Genomic DNA, 23659 nt, shown 5'->3' with positions numbered 1-23659 from the left:
AAAGGATGATTTTTCCCTTTAGTCGCTTTTTTTTGTGTGAGTGAATTCAAATTACGGAGGATTAGGATGAAAAAAAGACTATACGATATGGGCATGCTGCTCGTAGGGGCATTTATTTTTGCGCTTGCCGTCAATTTATTTGTGATTCCCAATGATTTTGGTGAAGGCGGGGTAACCGGGGTATCGATTATTCTGTATTATTTGCTGAAATGGTCACCGGCGCTGGTCGGCATGGTTCTGAACGGTATTTTGCTGATCATCGGCTTCAAGCTGCTGGACAAAAAAACGACCGTCTATACGATCATCACTGTTGCCTTCAACTCCCTGTTCCTGCACTTGACTGAACATTGGCGGATTGCCTCGGATGAACCTGTGATTAACGCTATCTTCGCAGGTCTTTTTGCCGGAGTAGGGATCGGATTAATTATCCGGGTCGGGGGCACCACTGCCGGTACAACCATTCTGGCCCGTCTTGCCAATAAATACTGGGACTGGAATATAAGCTACGCCCTGCTGTTCTTCGATCTCATCGTTGCCGCCCTGTCCGTCTTCGTGATCGGGGTTGAAAAAATGATGTTTACATTCGTCATCCTCTATATCGGTACAAAAGCCATGGAGTTCATTATCGAGGGGGTTAATCCTAAAAAAGCGGTGACCATCATCTCGGCGAACTACGACCGCATTGCTGAACAGGTCACGGAGATTATGGACCGCGGGGTAACGGTGCTGCGGGGATACGGCTATTATACCGGTCATGAAAAAGAAGTCCTCTACATCGTCATCAGCAAGCAGGAAGTGTCCATGCTCAAGAAGATCGTCCGGGCTGCGGACAAAAACGCTTTTGTCACCATTCATGATGTGCGCGATGTGTTCGGCGAAGGATTTATTGATATTTCAAAATAAGTAATTAGATTATTAAAAACAAACCAGGTTCTCATCCGTTTTTTTGGACAAGAACCTGGTAACCCCCTATTTTTTCAATTCCCCTTCTGCATAAGAATGATCAAGTAAACCAAGCAGACTTGAGGTTAAATACTTTTTCTGATATTGGTCCAGATCATGATTAACAATTAACTGACCATTTTCTTTCCTGAGCAGCTGATCGGAACCATTTTCTAATAACAACAGATTCCCGGCACATTGTTTTATAATTTTCCCCATGAATGCAAACAAAGACTCCAGTCCTTGATAAAAGGTGTTACCAAACAGCTGGACCCTAATGCAGCGGTTAACATCTATGTCATAATGGGTTCTAACAAATTCTATGTCTGAAATATCCTCAAGTTCAAGAGCTAATGAGAAATAATCAGTTCCGATAACGGATTCTTCTTCATCATTATGAACCGACACCTTTTCATCCAGAATGCTGATTATTATGTTTTCAATAGCTTCTGCCAATGATTTGTTACTCACATCAGATTGTATAAATAATTGCAAATCCATGCTATCTATCCCCCATATATCCTTGTGATTTTTCCGTTAACTATAATTAATAATTCTTGCAAGTTCTTTAAATCTCCGTTCGGGTTAGCTTTCCTTAGAATCCCGTCGGTGATCTCAGTTATTTTTTCTGGAGTGAAATCATCTAAATTAAGTACAATTCTATCTGCCTGTGATAGTGCCTGGATAGATCTGCGCTGCCGGCATACCACTCTTTGGAGACTCCCAGATCGGCTAATATTCCCCGCTGTTCTTCGGCATGCTTAAAGGCGGATAGGGTATTCCTCTGATTTCCGAACTGTTTGTATACGTTATACGCGGTCTGACTGCGGCCTATTTCTTCAAAAGCATGCAAAATGGCACTTTGTTTCCCCCTGGCAATCCCTTATATTCAAATTTCATAGCAAGAAAAGCGCCCAATTGCAGCAAAAAAGCTGAGAAAATTCTCAGCTTTTAGTGTTCGCTTATTCATGTACTTTTAAGCTGTTTAGCATTTCTGCTGATGCAGCTTGTAAATAGTCGATTAATTCACTGTGTCCTAAATCTAACTCAGCAATTTTCCCCATATCCTCTTTTGTTAATTCAAAATCAAAAACATCGAGGTTTTGTTTCATACGATTTGGATTCGTTGATTTCGGAATCACCACGACCCCTCGTTGAATATGCCAGCGTAATACAACTTGACCTACTGATTTTCCATGAGCTTCTGCAATTTCTAATAATGCCGGATTCAAGAAAATATTATTACCGCCTTGGGCGAATGGCCCCCATGATTCAATTTGAACACCGTATTTTTTCATGGTTTCAATGGCAGTTTTTTGTTGAAAGAATGGGTGAGTTTCCACTTGATTCAAAACCGGAGCGACTTTATTATGGATAATCAAGTCAGCTAAGCGAGCATCGTCAAAGTTACTGACGCCAATCGCGCGAACTTTTTTGTCTTCATATAATTCTTCCATAGCACGCCATGCACCATAATAGTCACCAAAGGGTTGGTGAATTAAGTAAAGGTCTAAAAAGTCCAAACCCAATCTATCCAAAGAAGCTTGGTAAGCACCCTTCGCAGCTTCGTAGCTTGCATCTTGAATCCATAATTTTGTGGTGATAAAAAACTCTTCACGAGGCACATCACTTTTAGCGATAGCTCGTCCAACAGCTTCTTCATTAAAGTAAGCAGCTGAAGTATCAAAAGAACGATAACCTGCTGTAATTGCCTCTCCGACGATTCGTTCACATTCTGCCATGTCCGTGATTTGATACACGCCAAAACCGATAATTGGCATTTCCACTCCATTATTTAAGGTTACATATTCCATATAAGTCTCTCCTTTAAATTTTTATTGATTTTCTGTATTTAACCTGTTGAACCCTCCCAAACCTGTTCTAGATTCCATCACCAATCTTATAATTCCCCATCCATTTAACGATTTCAGGGTCGGTATGAGAAAAGAACAAACTCTTGCCTGTATCTAACGCAGCAATCTGATCCATATCTTCTTTGCTTAATTCAAAGTCGAAGATATTAAAGTTTTCGATCATTCTTTCCTTACGAACAGATTTTGGAATTACAACAATCCCTCTTTGTATAAACCAGCGTAAAACCACCTGAGCGACTGATTTATTGTGCCTTTCAGCTATGGATACCAAAATTTTGTTTTGGAACAGATTGTTTTTTCCTTCCGCAAAAGGTCCCCATGACTCAATCTGAACGTTGTACGCTTTCATGACTTTTTGGCTCCCGGTTTGCTGATGGAATGGATGAGTTTCGACCTGGTTTACTGCGGGAGCAACTTCGTTATGAAGAATTAAGTCCACCATCCTGTCGGGATAGAAGTTGCTAACACCGATTGCTCTGATCTTACCCTCACGGTACAACTCCTCCATAGCACGCCAAGAACCGTACACATCACCAAATGGCTGATGGATTAAATATAAATCTAAATAATCCAATTGCAGTTTTTCCAGAGATTTTGCGAATGCTATCTTAGTATTCTCATATCCAGCATCCTGCACCCAAAGTTTTGTCGTAATGAATAGTTCTTCTCTTGGGACACCGCTTCGTTTAATGGCGTTTCCCACCGCTTCTTCATTTAAATAAGTAGCCGCGGTATCAATCAAGCGGTAGCCTGCCATAATGGCATTGTAGACAGCCTGTTCGCATTGCCCGGGATCTTCAATTTGAAAAACGCCAAAGCCTAGGATCGGCATTTCTACACCGTTGTTTAAGATTACTTTTTGCATATGAACCTCCAAAGTTATTAGAAATTGGTTTGAGGGAATGATAGCTGTCCCGCTTTAGCCACTGAAATATGACAATAGTCAGCAAGTAACGGGAGGATACCGACTACTCCTAATTCAGTCGAATAAACTGTTCATTAGAATAAAATAATTGTTCCACCCGGATGGAATAATCCTCACATGTGTATTATTATATGAGATACAGTATTACCGCAATAACCAGATGGGGATCATTCGTGGAATATGTAACAGAAATCATGATATTGGGGATTATCTATGCGAAAGCTGGTGGATTTCATATGTCTAAAGTGGATCGTCGAATATTAAAGTCACAAGAAGCGATTAAAAAAGCCGTCATTGAATTGATGCTTGAAAAAGAATTTGATCATATTACGATGCAGGAAATATCTGACCGGGCAAACGTTGACCGAAAAACGATTTATCATCATTACAAGGATAAATACGACTTATTGGATAAGCTCATTGGAGAACATTTAAAGGAGCTTTGGGACATTTGCTACGCTGAATCTGATACGGCCAAAGTTCATTTAACCTGGTTTGAATACTTTGAAAGCAAATATGCATTCTTTTCGGCTATGTTGGCCAGTAAAGGAGCTCCATATTTTCGTAATCAATTCCTAGAGTTTGTTATAAAGGACATCCGCGATGGGTGGGATATGATTGAGGGGAAAGAAAGCGGATTAAACGAGGAAGTTTTGGTACATTTTTTTGCACCTGCATACGTAGGGTTAGTAGAATGGTGGTTTACGAATGGAATGCCCTATCCTCCTCGTGTGATGGAAGAACAAGTGCTGATCTTGTTAGAAAAAAACTTATCTTAAAGTAATAAAACCAAGAAATGCCGGTTCCGCATCTGAATCACCGAGAGCAAATCTCCTCATCATCATTTTAAGCGTACGAATTATCGCACAAAAAGCAGCTTCCCTGTTGGCAAGCTGCTTTTGAAGTGTTCTATGATAAGAAGCTCTCTTCTCAGATTAATTACCCTGGTATTCAAAATAATCAAAATGGGCCGGAGACTGGCTGGGCCTGCCGTTTCCCGTTGCATACATGGCGAAGTATACGCCGGTAAATCCGCCGGCAACCTCAGTAGCCAGGTAAGAGCATTCGCCTCTGCCGATGCGGATCTGCTCCTGTCCGGGCAAGGCGTAACTGAAGCTGTAACATAATGAATCGGCCCGGATATTCAAAACCACTTCACTTGCCTCCAGCTCCTCCTCCCATTCCACTTTCCACAGGGAACCAATACGCCGGCGCAGGAAGAGCCTCCTAAGGCCGTTATGTTTTCTCACTCCAATTTCATAATGAGACTTCTCATTCATATAAACAGTTAATCCGGCTTCTTCACCCTCATGTTCAGGAGCAAATATCATTAATGCCGAGACAGAACAATCGAAATCCTGCTGCCTGCGGCCGGCAAACGCGAGCTGCTGCGAATCGTCCAGCGTATACTCTGTTCCGTACAGTGTTAGGCAGCCAGGCCGTTCAGCAAGCGACCAGCTCTGTTCACGCGGGTTCTTATAAAAGTTCCACTGGAGGCCCGGCACGCTGCTGTCGAAGTCATCCCGGCCAAAGCGCGATAACGAGAGGTCATAGCCTTTGAAAAATCCCGGTCCCTCCATCTCCAGATTCACCCTGCCGTCATTTCCAATCAGCGGCCAGCCCTCCGCCGTCCAGGTTACCGGAGCCAGATAAGTTTCTCTGCCCAAGTGATGGTGGAAAGGATACCCGACAGGCCGGATACCGAGCAGTACGGTCCACCAGCTGCCGTCATGCGCCTCTACAAAATCCGGATGGCCTGTTGCCTGCACCGGATGACCGGTGCTTCTATGAGACAGAACAGGGTTATGGGGACACGCTTCAAAAGGCCCGTAAGGTCTGTCGCTTCTGGCCGCCGTTATCATATGCCCATATTCAGTCCCGCCTTCCGCAATGACGAGATAATAGCGGTTATGAATATGGTACAGATGCGGTCCTTCCGGAAAGCTGCCGCCTGTTCCTTCCCAGATCAGCCTGCGTTCGGTCAGAATTTCTCCGGTAGTCAGATTGATTTCCGCCTGGTAAATACCCGGCACGGCATCTTGGTGACCTCCCGTGCCTGTAATATATACTTTGCCGTCTTCGTCAAAGAAAAGCGACGGATCGATTCCTCCCCATTGGTCCAGATACAGCGGCTCTGACCAGGGTCCTTCCGGCTTTTCCGCCTGGATAATGAAATTGCGCCCGTGAGCCGTATTGGTGGTCACAATATAAAACCTTCCATTAAAATAGCGGATTGTCGGAGCATAAATGCCCATGAAGCTGAATAAAGGTTCACTGCCTCCGCCGCTGCTGAATAAGGGAACCTGACTTTCTCTCGTTAATCCGTAGCCGATCTGCTTCCAGTTCACCAGATCCCGGCTGTGAAAGATGGGCAGCCCCGGAAAATAGCCAAACGAGCTGTGAACGAGATAATAGTCGTCATCCACCCGGCAAATGCTCGGGTCCGGATAAGCTCCGCTGACAACCGGATTGTTGAATTTCATTGTCCATGCTCCTTACCGCTTTTTATTTTACAGCGCCAATGGTGATGCCTTTTACAAAGTACTTCTGGAAAAAAGGATAGGCGATCAGAATAGGCAGAACGCCGATTGCTGCAATGGCCATCCGGACGGAAGTGCTCGGCAGCTCCGCTATTGCCGCTCCGGCGTTCACGCCTGCGGCGTTGCTGTTGCTAGTCAGGAACTGGATGTCCATCACCATCTTGGTGAGAATCGTCTGGATGCCGAACATCCTGGTATCGGTAATATAGATCAGGCCGTTGAACCAGTCATTCCAGTAAGCGATGGCCTGAAACAGTCCGATTGTCGCCATAATCGGCATGGACAAAGGCAGGATAATCCGGTAAAAGATTTTGATCTCCCCCGCTCCGTCTATACTCGCTGCATCAATTAAAGCCGGCGGAATAGAGGTAAGGAAGAATGTACGTACCAGCAGGATATTGAACCCGTTCATGAGCAGGCCGGGCAGCAGCAATCCGAAAAGCGTATTTTTGATATCAAATATTTGCGTATACACCAGATAAGTCGGAACGAGGCCGCCGTTAAAGAGCATGGTAAAAAAGACGATAAACGTCCAGACTCTGTTCAGCGGCATATCTCTGCGGGACAGCGGATAAGCCAGCATTGAGGTGATCGCCAGGCTTACGGCAGTCCCGATTACCGTAATCAGTATAGTAATTCCGTAGGCCCGGCCCAGCTCCAGCTGATGCTGCCAGAGATACTCATAGGCCTTTAAGCTGAACTCCTCCGGAAAAAATGTGTACCCCTGCCGGACAATGCTCTCTTCGCTGCTGAACGATGCAATAATAAGCAGGGCAAAAGGGATGAGGCAGGCCGCGGAGAACAGCCCCAGCACCATATTGGAGATCCACCGCATGGCTTTACTTTCATTCAACACAATCAGGTCACCCCGTTTCTTTTAGAATAAAGCATTCTCTTTGCTTACCTTGCGTACGACCAGATTGGCCCCGAGCACGAGAATGAATCCGACGATGGATTGATATACACCGGCAGCCGATGCCATGCCCATGTCCCCGGATACCATTAATCCTTTATAGACATAGGTATCAATAACGTTGGTCGTATCCGAAATGACGCCGGCATTCATCGGGACCTGATAGAACAAGCCGAAATCGGAATAGAAGATCCGCCCGATACCCAGGAGCGTCAGCATGACGATGACCGGCGTAATCAGCGGAAGCGTAATGGAGCGGATTTGTGCCCATTTGGAAGCTCCGTCCAGCGTAGCAGCTTCATAATATTCGGTATCGATGCTTATAATGGAAGCAAGAAAAATAATGCAGTTAAAGCCGATCGACTTCCAGAGATGAATAACCGTCAGAATAAACGGCCAATACTTGGACTCGGTATACCAGGAAACCGGATCAAGCCCGAGAATAGGCAGAACCGTCTTGTTCATGAATCCCGTCTCCAGGCTGAGTCCGGCGTAAGCCAAATAACCGACAACGACGAAGGAGATCAGATGCGGCAGTACAATTACACTCTGATAAAAACGGGACCAGACCTTTTTCTTGATTTCATTGAGCAGAATGGCAAAAGCAATGGCAAAAATCGTCCCCAGCACGATGAACACCGCATTGTATAAAATCGTATTCCGGGTAATGATGTAGGCGTCACTGGTCTGGAACAGATATTTGAAATTCTGAAAGCCGATCCATTCGCTGCCGAAGATGCCTTTGGTGAAGTTAATATTTTTGAAAGCTATGAATATCCCCAGCATCGGCAGATAGTTATTGATCAGCAGGTAGGCAAGTCCCGGAATCATCAGCAAGTACAGGGGGGCATATTTAAACTTTTTGTTTCTTTGGCTGAAGCTCAGCTGCTTCATAGAACTGCACTTCCTTTCCCTTGGCAAAATGGCTTTGTTAAAAATACGATCCAACCAGCATTCCGCTGATTGGACCGCAAGAACCCCTTATTTCGCTGCATTGCCGGCAGCCCATTCATCCAGCTGTTTCTGCTTTTCTGTGATAATCGTATTGATGCCCGCGTCATCGAGCTTCTTCAGGAATTCCGGAAGCGCTTTATCCAGTTCAAGCACACCGCTCTCAATCGCTCTGCGGTATTGGTCAAGCACCGCATTGCAGGCGGCAATTTCTGCCTTTACAGAGTCGCCGTTAAAGGTAAAACCGAGCGCCTTGGATTTGGAGGCGGACTGGTTGAACTCGTTCATCTTCACATACACGTCAGGGTCATCCCCCTCGAAGACGTAGGAGAGGAACTGATTGCCGTGCATCCAGCCGTCACTCTTGTATCCGACATTGTCGCCTGTAACACCATCCGGATATTTGATAACACTATCCGATCCTTCCACCTTCACGTAGTGCTTGCCTTCAATGCCCCAGTCAATCAAATTTACGATGTCCTTGTCGGTATACATCAGGTTCAGGAACTGCAGCGCCTTTTCCGGCTGTTCCGAAGTGGCGGCAACACCAATGGCAACGTTCGTAACCGTGTCCGTCATGGCCACTGGCGTCTGGGTGCGGGCCGCAGTCATTTCCACCCCTACGTTGCGGCTTTCCTGTGTCTCAAATCCCGGTTTCATGGCGGATAACCAGCTTGCCGCCTTACCGGATTTCACCATCACATTATTTAATTCCGGGCTGGTTGCAGCGTCTTTCACCAGATAGCCAGCCAGATACCATTCGCGGATCTTGGTTACAATCTGTTTGTACTCTTCGGAAGCGAACAGGTTGACCACCTTCAGATCGTCAAGGCCGTGGTTCAGCAGAACACCCAGATTATTTCCGAGCGGATCCTGGATGCCGTAAGTACTGAGAATCGAACCGTTGGTCAGGTTGGTAGCGCCGGCCATTCCCGGCTCATTCTCTTTAACCGCTTTGAAGATCAGTTCAAAGTCATCAAAGGTTTTGACCTCATCCAGGTTGATATTATATTTGTCCACTACATCCTTGCGGACCACGATACCAAAATCCTGGGCCAGGTCGCGGAGGCTCGGCACGCCGTAGCTGACACCGCCCACCTTGGTTGCGTTATAGTAGTCAATGCCAAGCGCATCGATGGTTCCCTGCGCATTCTCCTCCATGATGTCACCAATCGGATACAATGCGCCTTTGGCTACCTGATTGCTGTAGCTGCTGAGCATGGCGAACATGTCCAGCTTTTCTCCGCTTGATAACATCAGGTTAATCTGATTCGTAAAAGCGCTGTTGCTGATCGGCAGCAGCTTGACTTTAACATTGATTTTGTCCACTGAAATCTTGTTGATGGCTTCCTGCACCTCTTGGATGTCTGCAGGTACATTAGAAAAAGCAGGATAAGCGTATACAACTTCATAAGGCTCTTCCTGACTGCCTGATGAGTTTGCGCTGCCGGACTCTGTATTCCCCCCGGAAGCACTATTTCCGCCGGAGTTTCCTGAACAGGCCGTTACTGCAAGCATGAGTATCATCAAGAGACTCAACCAGCTAAGCTTTCTTTTCATTCTTCATCCCCCTGTATCGCTTTGTTTGGAATCGAATTGGTATCGAATCTGTTTATAATGTTACAGCGGGAGGTATTCCCTCACTACTCTGATTTCGACCTCACAGTTGCATAATATCGACCTTTCCCCGTCTACTGTTTATGGTTACTCCGGTAGTCCTTCGGATTCATCCCGACCACCTGCTTGAATCTGCGGGAAAAATGGGCCAGATTGGTGTAGCCCGTCCGGGAAGCAATCGTTCCGACCGGCAGATCCGTCTTCGCAAGCAAATCCTGGGCCAGCAGCATGCGCCGGGATACGATGAATTCGGTAATGGAATGTCCGGTCTCCTTCTTGAACAGCCTGTCCAGATAATCCGGGTTCAGAAAGACGTGGTGGGCTACAGCCTCGCGGGTCAAGTCCCCGGTTTCCAGCGCCTGGAGGATGAAGTTCTCCGCATCTTTTAGAATCGGCTGGGACTCTTGGACCGTTCCTGCATAATCCATCGCTTTCGAGAGGGTATGCTTCATCCAGTCGATCATATCCGTCAAGGAACGGACGGCGCGCCGGAACAGCGCGGAAGAGGTGGCATCATCGAACAGAAGCTGCGCTTCAATCCCGTTCAGCTTCAGCACATAATAGACCATCTGCAAAAAGTTATGATGAAAACGGTATAAGCTGTCGGCATCCAGCGTTTCCGAATCGCTTAGACTGCGGAGGAACATCTCTGCCTCAGCGGCTACCTGATCCCCCTGTCCCTCCTTCAGCAGAACAGACCAGATATTCATGTCCGGCAGGGCAACCGCCTGCTGGCCGTATGGCTTATTCCTCCACAGCAGCACTTTATTGCTGTGGGCTACATTGTTTTTATCCCACTCGGCCAGCCGGCTGACCATATCCGTCAATTCATGGCTGAGCACCTCGTTACCGATATATACCGCCGTATCGCAATAAAAATAGGAGCTTGCCGTGTCAATAAAGGCCTGCCCGCGTTCCAGCAGCCCCTCCTGGATTTCGGGCGCATCCTGCTCCGCCGGTATCAGTGCCAGCAGTTTACGCTCCGGCAGCCCGAATAACAGGCCGCTGCCCTGAATGCCCAGCAGCTCTGCCCCGGAGTTGATCAGCGCATATTCAATAATTTTTTCGTCACGCGGCTTGAAGGACTTGGTGTAGCGCTGGATAGAGATGAGTACAGGCAGAAGCTTCATCCCGGTATCAAACGGAATATTGCGTTCCTCTGCCTCTTTGCGGATCAGCTCCGGATGGGACGGGATCATATGATTGATAATATCCAGCCAGAAGCGTTCAGCCAAGAGCGGCTGGTGCCGCGCCCAGAACTCGCCGAACCGGCTGTACTGCTTCGTTTCCTTGTCTTTCTTAATCTTTTCCACGACTCTGCCGACAACCTGACACAGCTCTTCTGCAGCAACCGGTTTCAATAAATAATCAAAGCTCCCAAGCTGCACCGCCCGCTGTGCATACCTGAAATCGGCATGGCAGGTCATGAATACGGATTCGGTGCGCGGATAATGCTCCCTGACCCAGGCCAGCAGCTCAAGCCCGCTCCCCTGCGGCATTTCGATGTCGCACAGCATAAAATCAACCTGCTCGCGTTCATAAATATCTTTGGCCTGACGGGAGTTGTAGGCTGTATGGACAGAGCTGATTCCCAGGGAGGCCCATTCCACTTCTTTTCTCAGCGAATCCGCAAACAGCTTCTCGTCGTCTACTATCAGCATTGTTAACATGAAGCAGTCCCTCCCGGGGTGTAATTTGTCCGGTTCTCCGGTTCAAACGGCAGTGTGATTTCGATTTCGGCTCCATGCGGTTCAGCGTTACGCAGCGTAACTTCACCCCGCCCATGGTACAGGAGGCGCAGCCTTTGTCTGAGATTCCGGATGCCGATATGCTCGCCTTCCTCATCGACAATCCGTTCCTCCGCTTCAATCAGCGACAGAATATTGTCCGGAAATCCCGGACCGGTATCCCTTATTTGAATCAGGATTCCCGTCTGCGGCTCTTCCTTCATTTCCAGATCAATGTACAGGTACACCGGATCATCCAGCGTAATGGCGTGTTTGACTGCATTTTCCACAAAAGTCTGAATGACGAGCGGAGGTACCGGCGTATTCAGCAAAAAGTCAGGGGCCTTGATCTCGTGGATCAGCTGGCCGGGAAAACGAAGCTCCTGAATCCGTAAATAGTTCCGGACATGCTGAAGCTCATCTCTCAGGGTGACAAAGCTTAAATTACTCTGGAACATGTAGCGGAAATAACGGATCAGATACAGCGACAGCTCTTCCAGCAGCTTCAATTCCTTAGTCTTGGCGAGTGTATGCAGCAGATTCAATGTGTTGATATAAAAATGGGGCTTAATCTGCAGCTGCAGATGCTGAAGCTCGGCCTTCTGCTTGTTCAGCTGCTCTTCATAGACGTTAATCCGCAAATGTTTGATCTGGTCCATCATAGTGTTGAACGTGTCGTTGACCGTCCGGAACTCAATGGAGGTTGGAAACTGCTTGATCTGCGTATCCAGATTCCCCTGCTGAATCCGGTTCATTGCCTTTAACAGACGGTTCAGAGGAATCAGCAGCGTTTTGCGCAGGAGCACCAGGCCCAGCAGCAGAATGAGAATGGAGGCAAAAGGAAGGATAAAGGAGATGGCCCGGAGCGTCGGCAGCTGCTGCAGTATTTTTTCCTCCGGAATAAAAGCATACAGGCTGAACTCCCCTTCGCGGGAACGTTCGCCGACTGTCAGATAGCGGTCCTGCTCCCCTGTCAGATAGTAGGATGCTTCATCCAGCTTGATCTGAACGCCTGTGTCGCGGATAAAACTCTGATTAACCAGCGCATTCCCCCGGTCATCTACAAGGAGCGCCGCCCCTTTCTCACCGATCCCCAAAAGCTCCAGCGGAGTTTTAAAGGAATTCATATTGATCCATGCGCCTGCCACAGCGCTATTGGGCATCACAAAGAAGCGCATCAGGTAAGTCTGATCGCCGCTCCGCTGAACATACCAGCTCTTCATATGCCGACGCTGCAGGCTTTCGCTTTTGCTTACATCACTGACAATGTAGTCTTTCAGGTATACCCTGTCGGAGTAAGTGGATCTCGTCTGGAAGGAGTACAAAAACGCATCGTCCGAAGGCAGATACACAAATAGCCCGTCCAGTACCGAGTAGCGTAAAATCGAATTGGACAGATTGTTATTGATCCGCTGTTTTACGAAGAGGCGCTCATCCGGTTCGGTGTAAAAGTCAAAATCCGAAAGCTCCGGCTCAAGCATCAAGCCGTTCAGATAGTTATCCGCCTCCTGCAGCCGGGCATCCACCTGGCTCCGGTATAACGACAGCAGATCCTTGCTCGATTCCGCCACCTGGGTCCGCACCGTATGTATGGCATACACATTGGAATAGATCAGGAACGCAATGAGCGGAATAACGGTCAGGAATAAACCAAGCATCATCTTCACACGTATGGACTGCCAGGTTAAAAACGGAGATTGCCGGAGATTCAGTGTCCGGAACATTGTGATCTTCCTCTCTATGCTGAGAATAATAGGATGGATGTCTGTTCTGACAGAAACGATAATACATGAATAAGCTGGTGTTGGCGATATGAATATTTTTTGTTATACCGCTGATTACGCTATAATGAAAGCGCATTAATAAAATTGAAAGGACTGTGATTACGTGCATACAAACATTATTGAACGTGATTTCAGCTGTAAAAGAGACGGGCTGACGATTCACGGGACAGCGTTTGTACCGGAAGGCGATCGCCTTCCGGCCATCATTGTCAGCCATGGATTTGGCGGGAATTCCAAGGACGTTTTTGCAGATTGCCGGCTCTTTGCCTCCTGGGGTTATGCGGCGTATTGTTTTGATTTCTGCGGCGGAAGTGCACATGGGGAAGGTAAAAGTGACGGGGCCACAACTGCTATGACGGTGCAATCGGAATGCGGGGATTTAAAGGCTGTCATGGATTATGTTAAAACTTCATCTAACGTTGATGCAGACCAAGTGACGCTGATGGGCTTCAGCCAAGGCGGATTTGTTGCGGCCTTGACTGCAGCACAGCGCCCAAGTGAAGTTGAAGCATTAATTCTCCTCTACCCCGCGCTCTGCATCCCGGATGATGCCCGCAAGGGTGCATTGGGCGGCTCCTCATATGACGTTAATAACGTCCCGGCGGTCATCGACTGCGGACACATGCAGATCGGCAAAAGGTTCCATGAGACTGTTGTTGGCATGAACCCGTTTGAAGAGATCACTCCCTACACAGGCCCCGTGCTGCTGATACACGGCACAGATGATCAGGTCGTAGATTACAGGTATTCTGTTAAAGCTCACGAATCCTACGCACCAGGTCAATGCCAGCTTCTGCTGGTTCAGGAAATGGGTCATTCCTTTTCCGGTAAACAGAGAGAAAGTGCCATGGTATCGATACAGCAGTTTTTGCTTGGCAAAAAGGAAATGGAAATTTTAACTATAGATGTCCAAATAACAGGACAGGAGATCCGGAAAGAGGAAGGTCCGCACAGGCAGACGGCCATTTTTTTCACGGGGACCAGCGACAGCCCCTTTTTTAAGGGCCATATTGTACCCGGCGCAGAAGATGTGCAGGATCATACAGATAATCAGCTAGTCAATATCAGGGCAGCTTACACCTTGGAAGGTACGGATTATTCGGGTGAGGCGTGCCGGATACATATCGTCAACCAGAATGTTAACGGGGAATGGAAGCCTGCTGTAGATACGGACAGTAAGGCGCTTGCTTTTCTGAATCACGAAGATTTGACTGCTGCGCTGGAAGGGTTCACAGGCGGACTTACTGTACGTATTTTTTCGGCGGTTCCCCGAACTTTTGCTGCCCCTCGTTAAAGAGGTCTGATGGTTTGGATCGTTCGGTTAAAATACAATAAACCCCCGCTCCAAGGGACGGGGGGTCTTGCCTGCTGCCTGCGCTTTGCCATGCAGCGGGAAACCGGGGCTGCATTCTGTCCTAAATGATTCTCAATGTATGATCACGTTGTTCAGCATGCAGCCACTCCAGTACAGCCTGGTTAAACTGGGCGCGCTGCAGTCTCGGGTGGGAATGCAGGCCATCTTTAATGACCGTCTTCACCCGGTTAGGCAGCAGCTGGTAGAGGTCATCGGCCGAACCCCGGATTTGTTCAGGTTCCTTCTCCCCTACCAGAATTAACGTCGGCGTCTGGTTCTTCTCCAGTCCGTTCAAATTCACTGGTGTCAGATAACCTTCCTGTATAATGCGGACCAGCCAGTCCGCGGAGTGATTCTTGGCCTCTTCCACGAAAACCTCCGCATACTCCGGTTCCATTACCCCGTAAGCCCTGGCCGAGATCCGCTGGAAGCCTTTAGTTTTAAGTGCCAGCTTTTTGAGCAGAAACACCCCAACGATCACACTGCGGGGCAGAACTTTGTGCATCTTGGCTTCCGCACCATTGCGCAGCACTACACTGGAGATGACTGCCCGGCTGACCAGCTTTTCATTTCTTTTCATCACTTCCAGGGCGATTTTGGACCCGACCTCATGCCCAATCAGACAGGCCTTGCCTCCGTTTGCATGAAGCCTGATGATCTCTGCAACTCCTTCGGCGGCTGCCGCGATGGTAAACTTCTGATCATGGTGATCCCTTCCGTGCTCGGGCAGATCCACCGTGATGCAGTGATAATCCTTGAACGCATCCAGCTGGGCATACCATGTCCAGCTGCCTACCGCACAGGCGTGAATAAAAACAACCGTCTCCGCATGTCGATTGCCGGACTCCTTAAAGTGAAGTTTCATGAATAGTCCCCCTTTGAATGGTTGTGCCCTTCTTGACACGGGTACGATAGGATGCCGCAATAAGCAGAATGACAAAAGCGGATATCAGGAAAGGAACCTCGGAAGGGAAGGTTTCAAACATCCAGCCGTAGAGTCCCTGACCGACAGGTACAGAAGCCATAATCAGTGCCAATACGACAGAAGAGATTCTCCCCAGCAGCTTATTATCCACTTCCCGCTGCAGCTCCGCCTGAAAGGAGACCGATACGTTAATGGAGGTAATCCCCAAGATCAGGTAGAAGCAAAGAATCAGATAAAAGTTGATTTGGCTGCTGGAAATCCAGCCGAAGACGACCAGTCCGATGCACAGGAAGGCGACTCCAATATAGCTCAGCATCCTCACGAACAATTGGTCTGTTGTCTTGTTCTTTTTAATGACACCCGAAAAGGCAATGCCCAGAACCACGCCGACAATAACGCAAATCTCGATAAGAGAAAACTGTGCGTTGGATACTTTAAGCTGCTCTCTGGCCACAAACGGAATCCCGACCTGGGTCGCGCCGTTGAAAAAACAATTTTGGATGATAATACAGATAATGATCGTTTTCATGCGGCTGTTGCCCCATAAATACCGCAGTCCCTCCACAAAATCGCTGCGGAACTTGCCGAATGACCGTTTCTCATCGGATGTATTCTCCACAGGGATATTCATGAAGCTTTGCAGCAGAGCGGCGAGCAGAAAGCTCGCCCCGTTCACCAGCAGGATCACATGAATGCCAAACATGCCATAGAGCAGAACGCCGAGAATTGGACCCAGGATATTCCCAAGCGACAAGGTAACCATGTTCAGGGCATTGGCGGATTCCAGCCCTTCTTTATCCACAATGGAAGGAATAACGGTCATTACAATCGGCTCATCAAAAGCGGAGACAATCCCGAGCAGTACTGCAATACAATAAATAAGCGGCAGCCCGATATCCCCGCCGTTCAGAATCACCACCACAGCGACCAGAATGGCGCCGCTAATAATATCCAGCGTAATGAGCAGTCTCTTTCTGTTCATCCAGTCAATGATGACGCCGCATACCGGGCTCAGGAGTCCTCTTGGAATCAGCGTAGCCATAAGTACAGAAGCAAAAAGCAGGCTGGAATGCGTCTGGTCAATGACGTACAGGGCAAAGGCAGTGCTCTGAACAAAGGTTCCGATGCTGGAGATGAGTTTGGCCAGAATAAGAAACAGAAAATTTTTGTTCTTCAGAACAGAAGCATTCATTGTACTTCCTCCTCATTGGACATGCTTGGCTTTGGGCTTTGGCTGCGCAATCACTTTCGCTGTTTTTCTGGGCCACCAGTTCATTTCACCAAACTTCACCGCGATAGCCGGAACCAGCAGGGTACGTATGACAAAGGTGTCGAGCAGCAGTCCGACCACAATGGCAAACCCCAATTCCAAAAAGGCGCGCATAGGAGAGATGAGGAACGCGGCAAAGGTTCCGGCCATGATAATTCCGCAGGAAGTAATGATAACGCCTGTGGTGGACAGGCCGCTGCGGATGGCTTCAACGGTGGTTTTACCGTTTTGATGCTCCTCTTTGATTTTTGACATCAGGAAGATGTTATAATCCACTCCCAGTGCAACCAGTATGACGAACCCGTAGATCGGAACGGTCGACACCAGGCCGTCATAGCCAAACAAATAGCGGAAAGTTGCATAGGCAATTCCGATCGATGTGGCAAAGCTTAAAATAATGGTAGCGATCATATAAAGCGGGGCTATGAGGCTCCGCAGCAGGACGGCCAGAATGACATAGATAGCTCCGACGATAATCAGAATGATGAAGGTAAAATCACTTCGCTGCGTATCCAGAAAATCCTTGATGGTCGCGGTCGGCCCCCCGACATATGCGGTCGCACCGCTTAATCCGGTACTCTCCAGCGAGCTTCCGAGAATGCTGCGGATTTCGGAAATAGCATCCATCGATCCGCTTGTATACGGTCCTTCCTCGAGAACAACATTCAGAATAATGCTGTTGCCGCCGGAGGAAATATAGCCTTTCATAAAATCCTTAATGGCCGGGGCCTGGGCAAGGAAATCCGTCTGGAGTTTGAAAATACTCTCTTTGCCGTCTGCCTGGGCCGTATCTCCCCCCTGTCCTTCTGCTGGTTGTCCGGACAGGCTGCCAATCAGGGCAGGTGTCAAAACCTCTCCGGTCGGACGTGTGGCAGTAATGACCTGCTTGACTCCTTCAGCCCCGGAAAGATTGCCGGCCAGGTCTTCAATGAGCGAGAGATTGCCGGCGCTCCAGAGATCCTGATCTGATTTAAGGATGACAGTGGCAGCATTCTGCTGTCCTTCACCTTTGCCGAAATGGTCAGCGATGATTTGAATCCCGCGGTAGGACTCCGTATTATGCGGCAGCTGGGCAGCCAGCTCGTCGTTATCATACTCAAAACGGGTCAGCAGCAGGATGAACGGAAGCATGATAATCAGAATTACAGCAATATATCTGTTCGGCTTCTTGACGACAGACCCGGAAATCCGGTCCCATATCCCTTCTTTCGAACGGCTGACCCCTGTCTGATGCTGCTTGGCAAGCTTCTTCGAAGGCAGGAAAGGCCAGAATACTTTTTCACCAAGCAGCGAGAGAATAGCGGGAATCAGGGTCATTACCACAAGCAGTTCGACGAATACGGCAATCGCCACACCGGGCCCGAGAGCCTTGAAAGCAAAGCTGTTGGCAAATCCCATGATGGCAAAGGCAACAATTACAGCAAAGCCGCTGGATATAATGGCCTCTCCTGCGGTCGGGATCGCGATTCGGAGCGCCTCTTTGGCATCCATTCCCTTTAAGAGCCCCTCTTTGAACCGGGAGACAATCAGCATGCAATAATCTGTGCCGGCGCCGAACAGAATGACGATCAAAAATTCCAGTATGCTGGGTGTAACGGTCAGGCCCGCTTTGGCGGCAAAAGCAATAAGGCTCTGGGAAATAATTAGTGCAAACACTACACCGAGAATCGGCAGCAGCGCCGCAACCGGAGAGCGGTAAATGATAAGGAGGACGACCAGCACCAGCACAAGTGTCAGCATGAGCATCAGCGCCAGGCTTTTGGACTGTGTCGCCATAATCTCCTGAAGCATGGCATTTCCGTTGGTCAGATGAACATCCAGCTCCCCGGGCACTGCCGGTGCCGAACCCCGCTGTCCGCTGTCAGCCGAGAGATAATCTCTCAGTTTTGGCATGATTTCATTGCTTTCCTCAAGCCACTTGGCATTGTCTTGCTTGGCATCGGTTATATCAATATTTAGCTGGATGACGGCAGCTTCCTGATCTTTACTTACCTGGGTTAAGGACAAGGCTTCATTCGTGAAGGGCGAAGAAACGGCCGTAAGCTTGAGCTCTTCACGCTTGCTGTTTAAATATTGCTCCAGCTCCCGGGCATACTTCTTGTCCTCTTCCTGCAGTCCCCCTTCTCTGTGAAGGGCGATGGTTACAGAATTGGTAACGTTCTGGTTATATTCGGGAAATTCCCCGGACATCAGGCGGGCTGCCTTCTGCGCCTCTTCATTTGACTGGCTGTTGGCCGTCTGCTGGCTCTTTGTCGCTTCCTCGGACAGATTAGGGGAGATACTGCTCATTACGACTGCTATGCCTATCCAGAACACCAGGATGAGCCACCTGCTTTTTGTAATAAAATTGCTGATTTTAGTAAACATCATTTGTTCCCCCCGGTTTTTGTTGTGAATCATTCAAAAAGATATTGAAAGATTGGCTGGGCAAAAAATCAAATGTTCTGCTGTGCGTAAAACCGCATGACTTCATCACATGTACAATTCTGGTTTCGTCCGAGTAATGCCCGAACATGCCTTCTTTAGTAAACGGCTTATACTTGAAATCAATGACTGCAACTCTGCCTCCAGGCTTCAGGGATTTCTTGAGCTTTGAAAAATAACGCTGCGGGTCTCTGAAATCATGAAACACATTTCTCAGAAAGATCAAGTTGAAGGACTGGTCCGGAAGCTCCAGGCCTCCGCCCCGGGCAAGCTGTGTACCGAGATTACGCAGCCCCCGCTTGCGTGCGGATTTGGCTATAAATTCCAGATACTCCTGCTCAATATCAACGGCGGTTACTGCACCGGTATGTCCTACTTCCCTGGCGAACCGGAGCGCATAATATCCTCCCCCTGCACCGATGTCCGCAACAGATTCCCCCGGCTGCAGGGCCAGCTCGCGGATTACCCTGTCCGGCTTGTTTTTCGCGGATGCGGCCTGGAGATTCAACACCTTCAGCAATACATCAATCATGCCATCCTCCTTCAATTTTCCCGCCATGCCGGCTTATCCGCTGATCAGCTCCGGTGAACGAAAGAACCCGATCCCGCTGCCAAATTCAAGCATTAACCGGATATGCTCCGGATTGGCCGGCTCCCACAAGAATCCCAGCCGTTCGAGGATGTAGACCGTCTTTTCTGATGACAGAACCACCTGTGTGCTCTTCTGCCTGGCCAGCAGATTGAAATGTACCAGCAGCACATCAACGGCTTCGCGGTATCTGGCTTCCTCATAATGGTTTACAAGAAAATCAGCAAACTTTGCCGGCTCAAGCATTTGCAGCTCATACCCGTTTTCAGCGGCAAGCCCGGCAAACTGGCTGTAAGGCAGCAGGTGCGGATTACAGATGTGAAAAATCTCGTTGTGCAGGGCTGGCCTGAACAGCAGCCGCATAATCGCTTCACTAACCTTGTCGACATAGGATAGCTCCATGTCCATCCCCCGAATGTCAGGCATTCTGCCCAGCTCCAGAAAAGACCGCAATCTTTGATAAAACGCGTTGGAGGTTACATTCTCCTGGCATCTTCCCGTTGCAGACTGGAACACCAGATTCCCTACCCGGAAAATTGTTGTGTTGATGCCCTGTCCGCGTGCCTGTAACACCAGTTTTTCCGCTTCCGCTTTGGAAGCGACGTAATAATTTTCGGCCTGCTGCCCTATACATGCCTGTTCTTCGGTAACCAGCTGATATTGCTTATCCTCCAGATAGCCGTTGCCGACACTTGTTGTGGAGATATGGTACAAATCCTTTTTGCTGCCCGACAAACAGAACTCAATAAGATGGGCTACAGATTGAACATTCGCTTTGCGGAAGGTTTCGTACAGGCCGTAGTGACTTACATCCGCTGCCGAATTAATGACACAAGAGATACTCTCAGCCAACTGCCGGTAAGCCTCCCGCTCCATTCCAAAATTGTCCTCCGTAAGGTCCCCGGCGATGATCTTAAGACGGCTGAACAAGGGCTCCAGCGGCTTTCTAAAGTAATAGAAATAACAGCGGCTTAATCTATTCTCAGCCTCCAGGACATCTGCCCCTCTGATAATCAGCGTAAGGGTTGAGGAAGTACCGTCTAAAAGTCCCCTCAGCAGATGGATGCCCAGATAGCCGGTCGAACCGGTAAGCAAAATATTGTTGTGCCCGGTAATGTCTACTGCAGAAATATCTTTGTAGGTCTCAAGATAATCCGCCCGGTACCGGGAAAGTCCGGAATGAATTTCCTCAGGTATCTGCTCCGGACCGGTACGGTTATAAGACGCCATTACTTCTGCAATGCCTCTCTTCCGGGGAACGGCTTTCGCAGCAATTTCCCGTATGGTTGGTGACTGGACGATGTCTTCATATTGAATCTCGTAGCTGCTCTGGATCCGCTGGACGAACCGCATAATATTAAGCGAATTGGCTCCGAACTCAAAGATCGGGTCGGTGACCCCGATTTCGGACAAATTCAGGGCGTTTCTCAGCTCATCCAGCAGGAACGCCTCATCCGCACCGTCCGGCGCCTCCCACTCCCTGCGTTCTTCGAACGGCAGTTCTTTCAGAATACGCAGGTTCGTTTTGCCGTTGTCTGTGTAAGGCATACAATCCAGCCGGATGAAATGGGCCGGAACCATATAATCCGGCAACACGCTCTTCATTTCATTTCGCAGCGTCTGCGGCGTATAGGAGCGGTCTGCCACGTAATATGCACACAAAAATTTGTTGCCTGCAACATCCTTATCCACCACCTTGACCTCGGTGATTCCGGCAAGTTTAAGCAGACGTTCTTCGATTTCACCCGGCTCGATCCGGTATCCCCTGATTTTCAGCTGGTTATCTTTTCTGCCGCAGAATTCAAGGGTACCGTCATGGTGCCAGCGGGCCATATCTCCTGTTTTGTATAATTTTTCACGTTCCCCAAAGGGGCTGGGCACAAACCGGCTTCCGGTTTCCGGCTCATTGAACAGATAGCCTCTGGCTAACCCCTGACCGCCAATGCACAGCTCGCCCACTGCACCAATCGGCAGCAGAGCCCCATTTTCATCCAAAATAAAGACCTCAGTATTCTGAATGGGCCGCCCGATCCGGATGGGACCGTTTATATCGACTTCCGCAACCAATGACCATACAGTGGTTTCTGTCGGACCGTACATATTGAACAACCGGATTTGCCGGAACCCGGCGAGTCTGCTGACGATCTGCACAGGCAATGCTTCCCCGCCGCATAAAATGACCTTCAGCTGCCGTGCAGCCGTACGAAAAGCTTCATCATTCAAAAGAAGCTGAAGACGGGACGGCGTCGTCTGCATAATATCCACGCTGTTCGCTGTCATCGTCTGCGCCAGTTTCCGGCCGTCGATATCCTCTCCCTTGACCGAAAGCACGACCTGCATTCCATACAGCAGCGGAACGATCGCCTCCAGCACAAAGATATCGAAAGAGACTGTGGTTACACATAGAAATGAGGAGTACCGCTCCAGCTCAAGCCGCGACGCCATGCCGGCAGCAAAATTAACAACCTGCCTGTGCTCGATCATGACCCCTTTGGGTTGACCGGTAGACCCGGAGGTATAGATAACGTAAGCAAGATGGCCTCCTTCTGCAGATGCAGCTTCATACCCGCCGCTCTCCGGGAGTTCAAGCAGGTCGGTGATCCGGAGCTGTTCACAAGGATGGCCAGTAGTGAAATCTCCGGCCCGGTGCGTCAGCAGCAGCTGTGTCCGGCTGTGCTCAAGCATGTACCGGATCCGCTCCGCAGGATAGTCCGGATCAATGGGCAGATAAGCTCCCCCCGCTTTCAGAATGGCCAGCAGTCCGATGATCATTTCCGCCGAACGCTCGGCCAGCAGTCCCACAACGGTATCCGGCCCGACCCCCTTCATCCGGAGCCACTTGGCCAGCCTGCCGGAGCGTTCATTAACTTCCTGATAAGTCAGCCGTTCATCCCCAAAGATCAGGGCAATCTGATCTGGTGTCCGCACCGCCTGCTCCTCAAAGCATTCATGTATCGTCATAGGCCGGTCAATGCTGCAGCCGGTCCCGTTGAATTCCTTAATGAGCTTGCGCCGCTCTGCTTCCGGCAGTATAGATAGCTCAGAGACATCCGTCTCAGGCCGGGAGAGCGCATCCTGTATCAGCTGTTCAAGCTGCATGCAGCAGCCTTGAATGTGCGACCCGGAAAAACAGGCGGGGTCATATAAGACCTCCAGCCCGATGCTCCCTTTTCCTGTGTGCAGGATCAGAATGATCTCATTCTCATAATGCTGAAGATCTGTAATATCATGCATTCCTTCAACCATCAGCAGCATGTTGCGGAGCGAAAACTCCGGATCGACGGAACCCGCGAGACTATATATGTAATGAAGCGGCAGTGCAGAGTGCTGATAAGCTTCCTTAATAACCTTCTGCGCTTTATTCAGCCAGTCTTTGAAGGAGTACTGTCCGGAGGTGCGCAGAATGAGCGGGAGTTTGCCAACGGCCGAAGGCTTGAGGCCACCGGCAGCAAGGACAGGTGCCTCCACCGTAACTAACGGATCATTCGAGTATTTGAACAGCAGCATGGAGACAACCGAATAGAAAAAGGCAAAGGTGTTGGGCAGCGAGCTGCCGCAGAGCTTCATCACGCGATCCGATGTGGCTTCAGACCAGGTGAACATCAGGCGGTTCCGGCATGCATCCGCTTCTTTAACGGCATTGTCAGGGTCCAGCTTTCTGAAAAATAAAGGGGTGCTGCTGCTCATTTCCTCATGTATCTTACTGGTCCAATACTCCCGGTCTGCCCTGAGTGAAAGATCTGCCCCGCCGCCTTCAAAGTGAATACTCAAGTAAATCCCTCCTTGAAAGATATGCATGCCGAAGTGGTTTATTCGGCATGCAG

Annotated in this window: 17 protein-coding genes; 3 read left to right on the top strand and 14 right to left on the bottom strand. The window is 49.0% G+C overall.

Annotation, left to right across the window (positions count from 1 at the left end; genetic code table 11):
- Window positions 1-66 precede the first annotated feature (66 nt).
- Window positions 67-903 carry a YitT family protein gene (locus C2I18_RS19500; RefSeq protein WP_249897402.1) on the top strand — a complete coding sequence of 279 codons (837 nt, stop codon included), beginning with the start codon at window positions 67-69 and terminating at the stop codon, window positions 901-903.
- A 66-nt stretch (window positions 904-969) separates the two neighbouring features.
- Here C2I18_RS19500 and C2I18_RS19495 read toward each other — a convergent pair whose 3' ends face one another.
- From C2I18_RS19495 to C2I18_RS19480, 3 genes are all read right to left on the bottom strand, one after another.
- Window positions 970-1443, bottom strand: coding sequence for a hypothetical protein (locus C2I18_RS19495; RefSeq protein ID WP_249897401.1), 474 nt, complete (start codon window positions 1441-1443; stop codon window positions 970-972).
- A 461-nt stretch (window positions 1444-1904) separates the two neighbouring features.
- Window positions 1905-2756 (bottom strand): aldo/keto reductase, encoded by an 852-nt coding sequence (locus C2I18_RS19485; RefSeq protein ID WP_249897399.1) that lies wholly within the window; start codon window positions 2754-2756, stop codon window positions 1905-1907.
- A 67-nt stretch (window positions 2757-2823) separates the two neighbouring features.
- Complete coding sequence (locus tag C2I18_RS19480) at window positions 2824-3681, bottom strand: aldo/keto reductase (protein WP_275100932.1); 858 nt, start codon at window positions 3679-3681, stop codon at window positions 2824-2826.
- Window positions 3682-3977: 296 nt separating this feature from the next.
- Here C2I18_RS19480 and C2I18_RS19475 point away from each other — a divergent pair, with 296 nt between their 5' ends.
- Window positions 3978-4520, top strand: coding sequence for a TetR/AcrR family transcriptional regulator (locus C2I18_RS19475; RefSeq protein ID WP_249902173.1), 543 nt, complete (start codon window positions 3978-3980; stop codon window positions 4518-4520).
- Between the two features lie 156 nt (window positions 4521-4676).
- Here the strand turns inward: C2I18_RS19475 and C2I18_RS19470 are convergent, their stop codons facing one another.
- The 6 genes from C2I18_RS19470 to C2I18_RS19445 all read right to left on the bottom strand — a co-directional run bounded on the left by C2I18_RS19470 (window position 4677) and on the right by C2I18_RS19445 (window position 13213).
- Window positions 4677-6224, bottom strand: coding sequence for a glycoside hydrolase family 43 protein (locus C2I18_RS19470; RefSeq protein ID WP_249897397.1), 1548 nt, complete (start codon window positions 6222-6224; stop codon window positions 4677-4679).
- A gap of 22 nt (window positions 6225-6246) precedes the next feature.
- Entirely contained in the window at window positions 6247-7137 is an 891-nt protein-coding gene (locus C2I18_RS19465; protein WP_249897396.1) for a carbohydrate ABC transporter permease, read from the bottom strand.
- A gap of 21 nt (window positions 7138-7158) precedes the next feature.
- Window positions 7159-8088 carry an ABC transporter permease gene (locus tag C2I18_RS19460; protein WP_249897395.1) on the bottom strand — a complete coding sequence of 310 codons (930 nt, stop codon included), beginning with the start codon at window positions 8086-8088 and terminating at the stop codon, window positions 7159-7161.
- Window positions 8089-8175: 87 nt separating this feature from the next.
- Window positions 8176-9705 (bottom strand): ABC transporter substrate-binding protein, encoded by a 1530-nt coding sequence (locus C2I18_RS19455; RefSeq protein WP_249897394.1) that lies wholly within the window; start codon window positions 9703-9705, stop codon window positions 8176-8178.
- A 131-nt stretch (window positions 9706-9836) separates the two neighbouring features.
- On the bottom strand, window positions 9837-11432 hold the full coding sequence (locus C2I18_RS19450) for a response regulator transcription factor (RefSeq protein WP_249897393.1): 1596 nt from the start codon (window positions 11430-11432) through the stop codon (window positions 9837-9839).
- Window positions 11426-13213: a sensor histidine kinase gene (locus tag C2I18_RS19445; protein ID WP_249897392.1), complete on the bottom strand. Its 1788-nt coding sequence runs from the start codon at window positions 13211-13213 to the stop codon at window positions 11426-11428. The genes C2I18_RS19450 and C2I18_RS19445 overlap by 7 nt, the downstream gene beginning before the upstream one ends.
- Before the next feature lie 163 nt (window positions 13214-13376).
- Between C2I18_RS19445 and C2I18_RS19440 the strand changes: the two genes are divergently transcribed.
- Window positions 13377-14567, top strand: a complete 1191-nt coding sequence (locus C2I18_RS19440) for an alpha/beta hydrolase family protein (protein WP_249897391.1) — start codon at window positions 13377-13379, stop codon at window positions 14565-14567.
- 121 nt (window positions 14568-14688) lie between these two features.
- On the opposite strand, the gene C2I18_RS19435 is transcribed toward C2I18_RS19440, so the two are convergent.
- Genes C2I18_RS19435 through C2I18_RS19415 form a run of 5 tightly spaced genes read right to left on the bottom strand, consistent with a single transcriptional unit; the run spans window position 14689 to window position 23606 of the window.
- Window positions 14689-15492: an alpha/beta fold hydrolase gene (locus C2I18_RS19435; protein WP_249897390.1), complete on the bottom strand. Its 804-nt coding sequence runs from the start codon at window positions 15490-15492 to the stop codon at window positions 14689-14691.
- Window positions 15476-16744: an MFS transporter gene (locus C2I18_RS19430; RefSeq protein ID WP_249897389.1), complete on the bottom strand. Its 1269-nt coding sequence runs from the start codon at window positions 16742-16744 to the stop codon at window positions 15476-15478. The genes C2I18_RS19435 and C2I18_RS19430 overlap by 17 nt, the downstream gene beginning before the upstream one ends.
- Window positions 16745-16756: 12 nt before the next feature.
- Entirely contained in the window at window positions 16757-19192 is a 2436-nt protein-coding gene (locus C2I18_RS19425; protein WP_249897388.1) for an MMPL family transporter, read from the bottom strand.
- Window positions 19179-19778, bottom strand: coding sequence for a class I SAM-dependent methyltransferase (locus C2I18_RS19420; protein WP_249897387.1), 600 nt, complete (start codon window positions 19776-19778; stop codon window positions 19179-19181). The genes C2I18_RS19425 and C2I18_RS19420 overlap by 14 nt, the downstream gene beginning before the upstream one ends.
- 33 nt (window positions 19779-19811) lie before the next feature.
- Window positions 19812-23606, bottom strand: a complete 3795-nt coding sequence (locus C2I18_RS19415) for a non-ribosomal peptide synthetase family protein (protein ID WP_249897386.1) — start codon at window positions 23604-23606, stop codon at window positions 19812-19814.
- Between the last annotated feature and the right edge of the window lie 53 nt (window positions 23607-23659).

Source organism: Paenibacillus sp. PK3_47 (genome assembly GCF_023520895.1).
GTDB lineage: Bacteria > Bacillota > Bacilli > Paenibacillales > Paenibacillaceae > Paenibacillus_AQ.
Note: the sequence above shows the minus strand (reverse complement) of the source record. Positions and strands in the feature narration are given on the sequence as shown.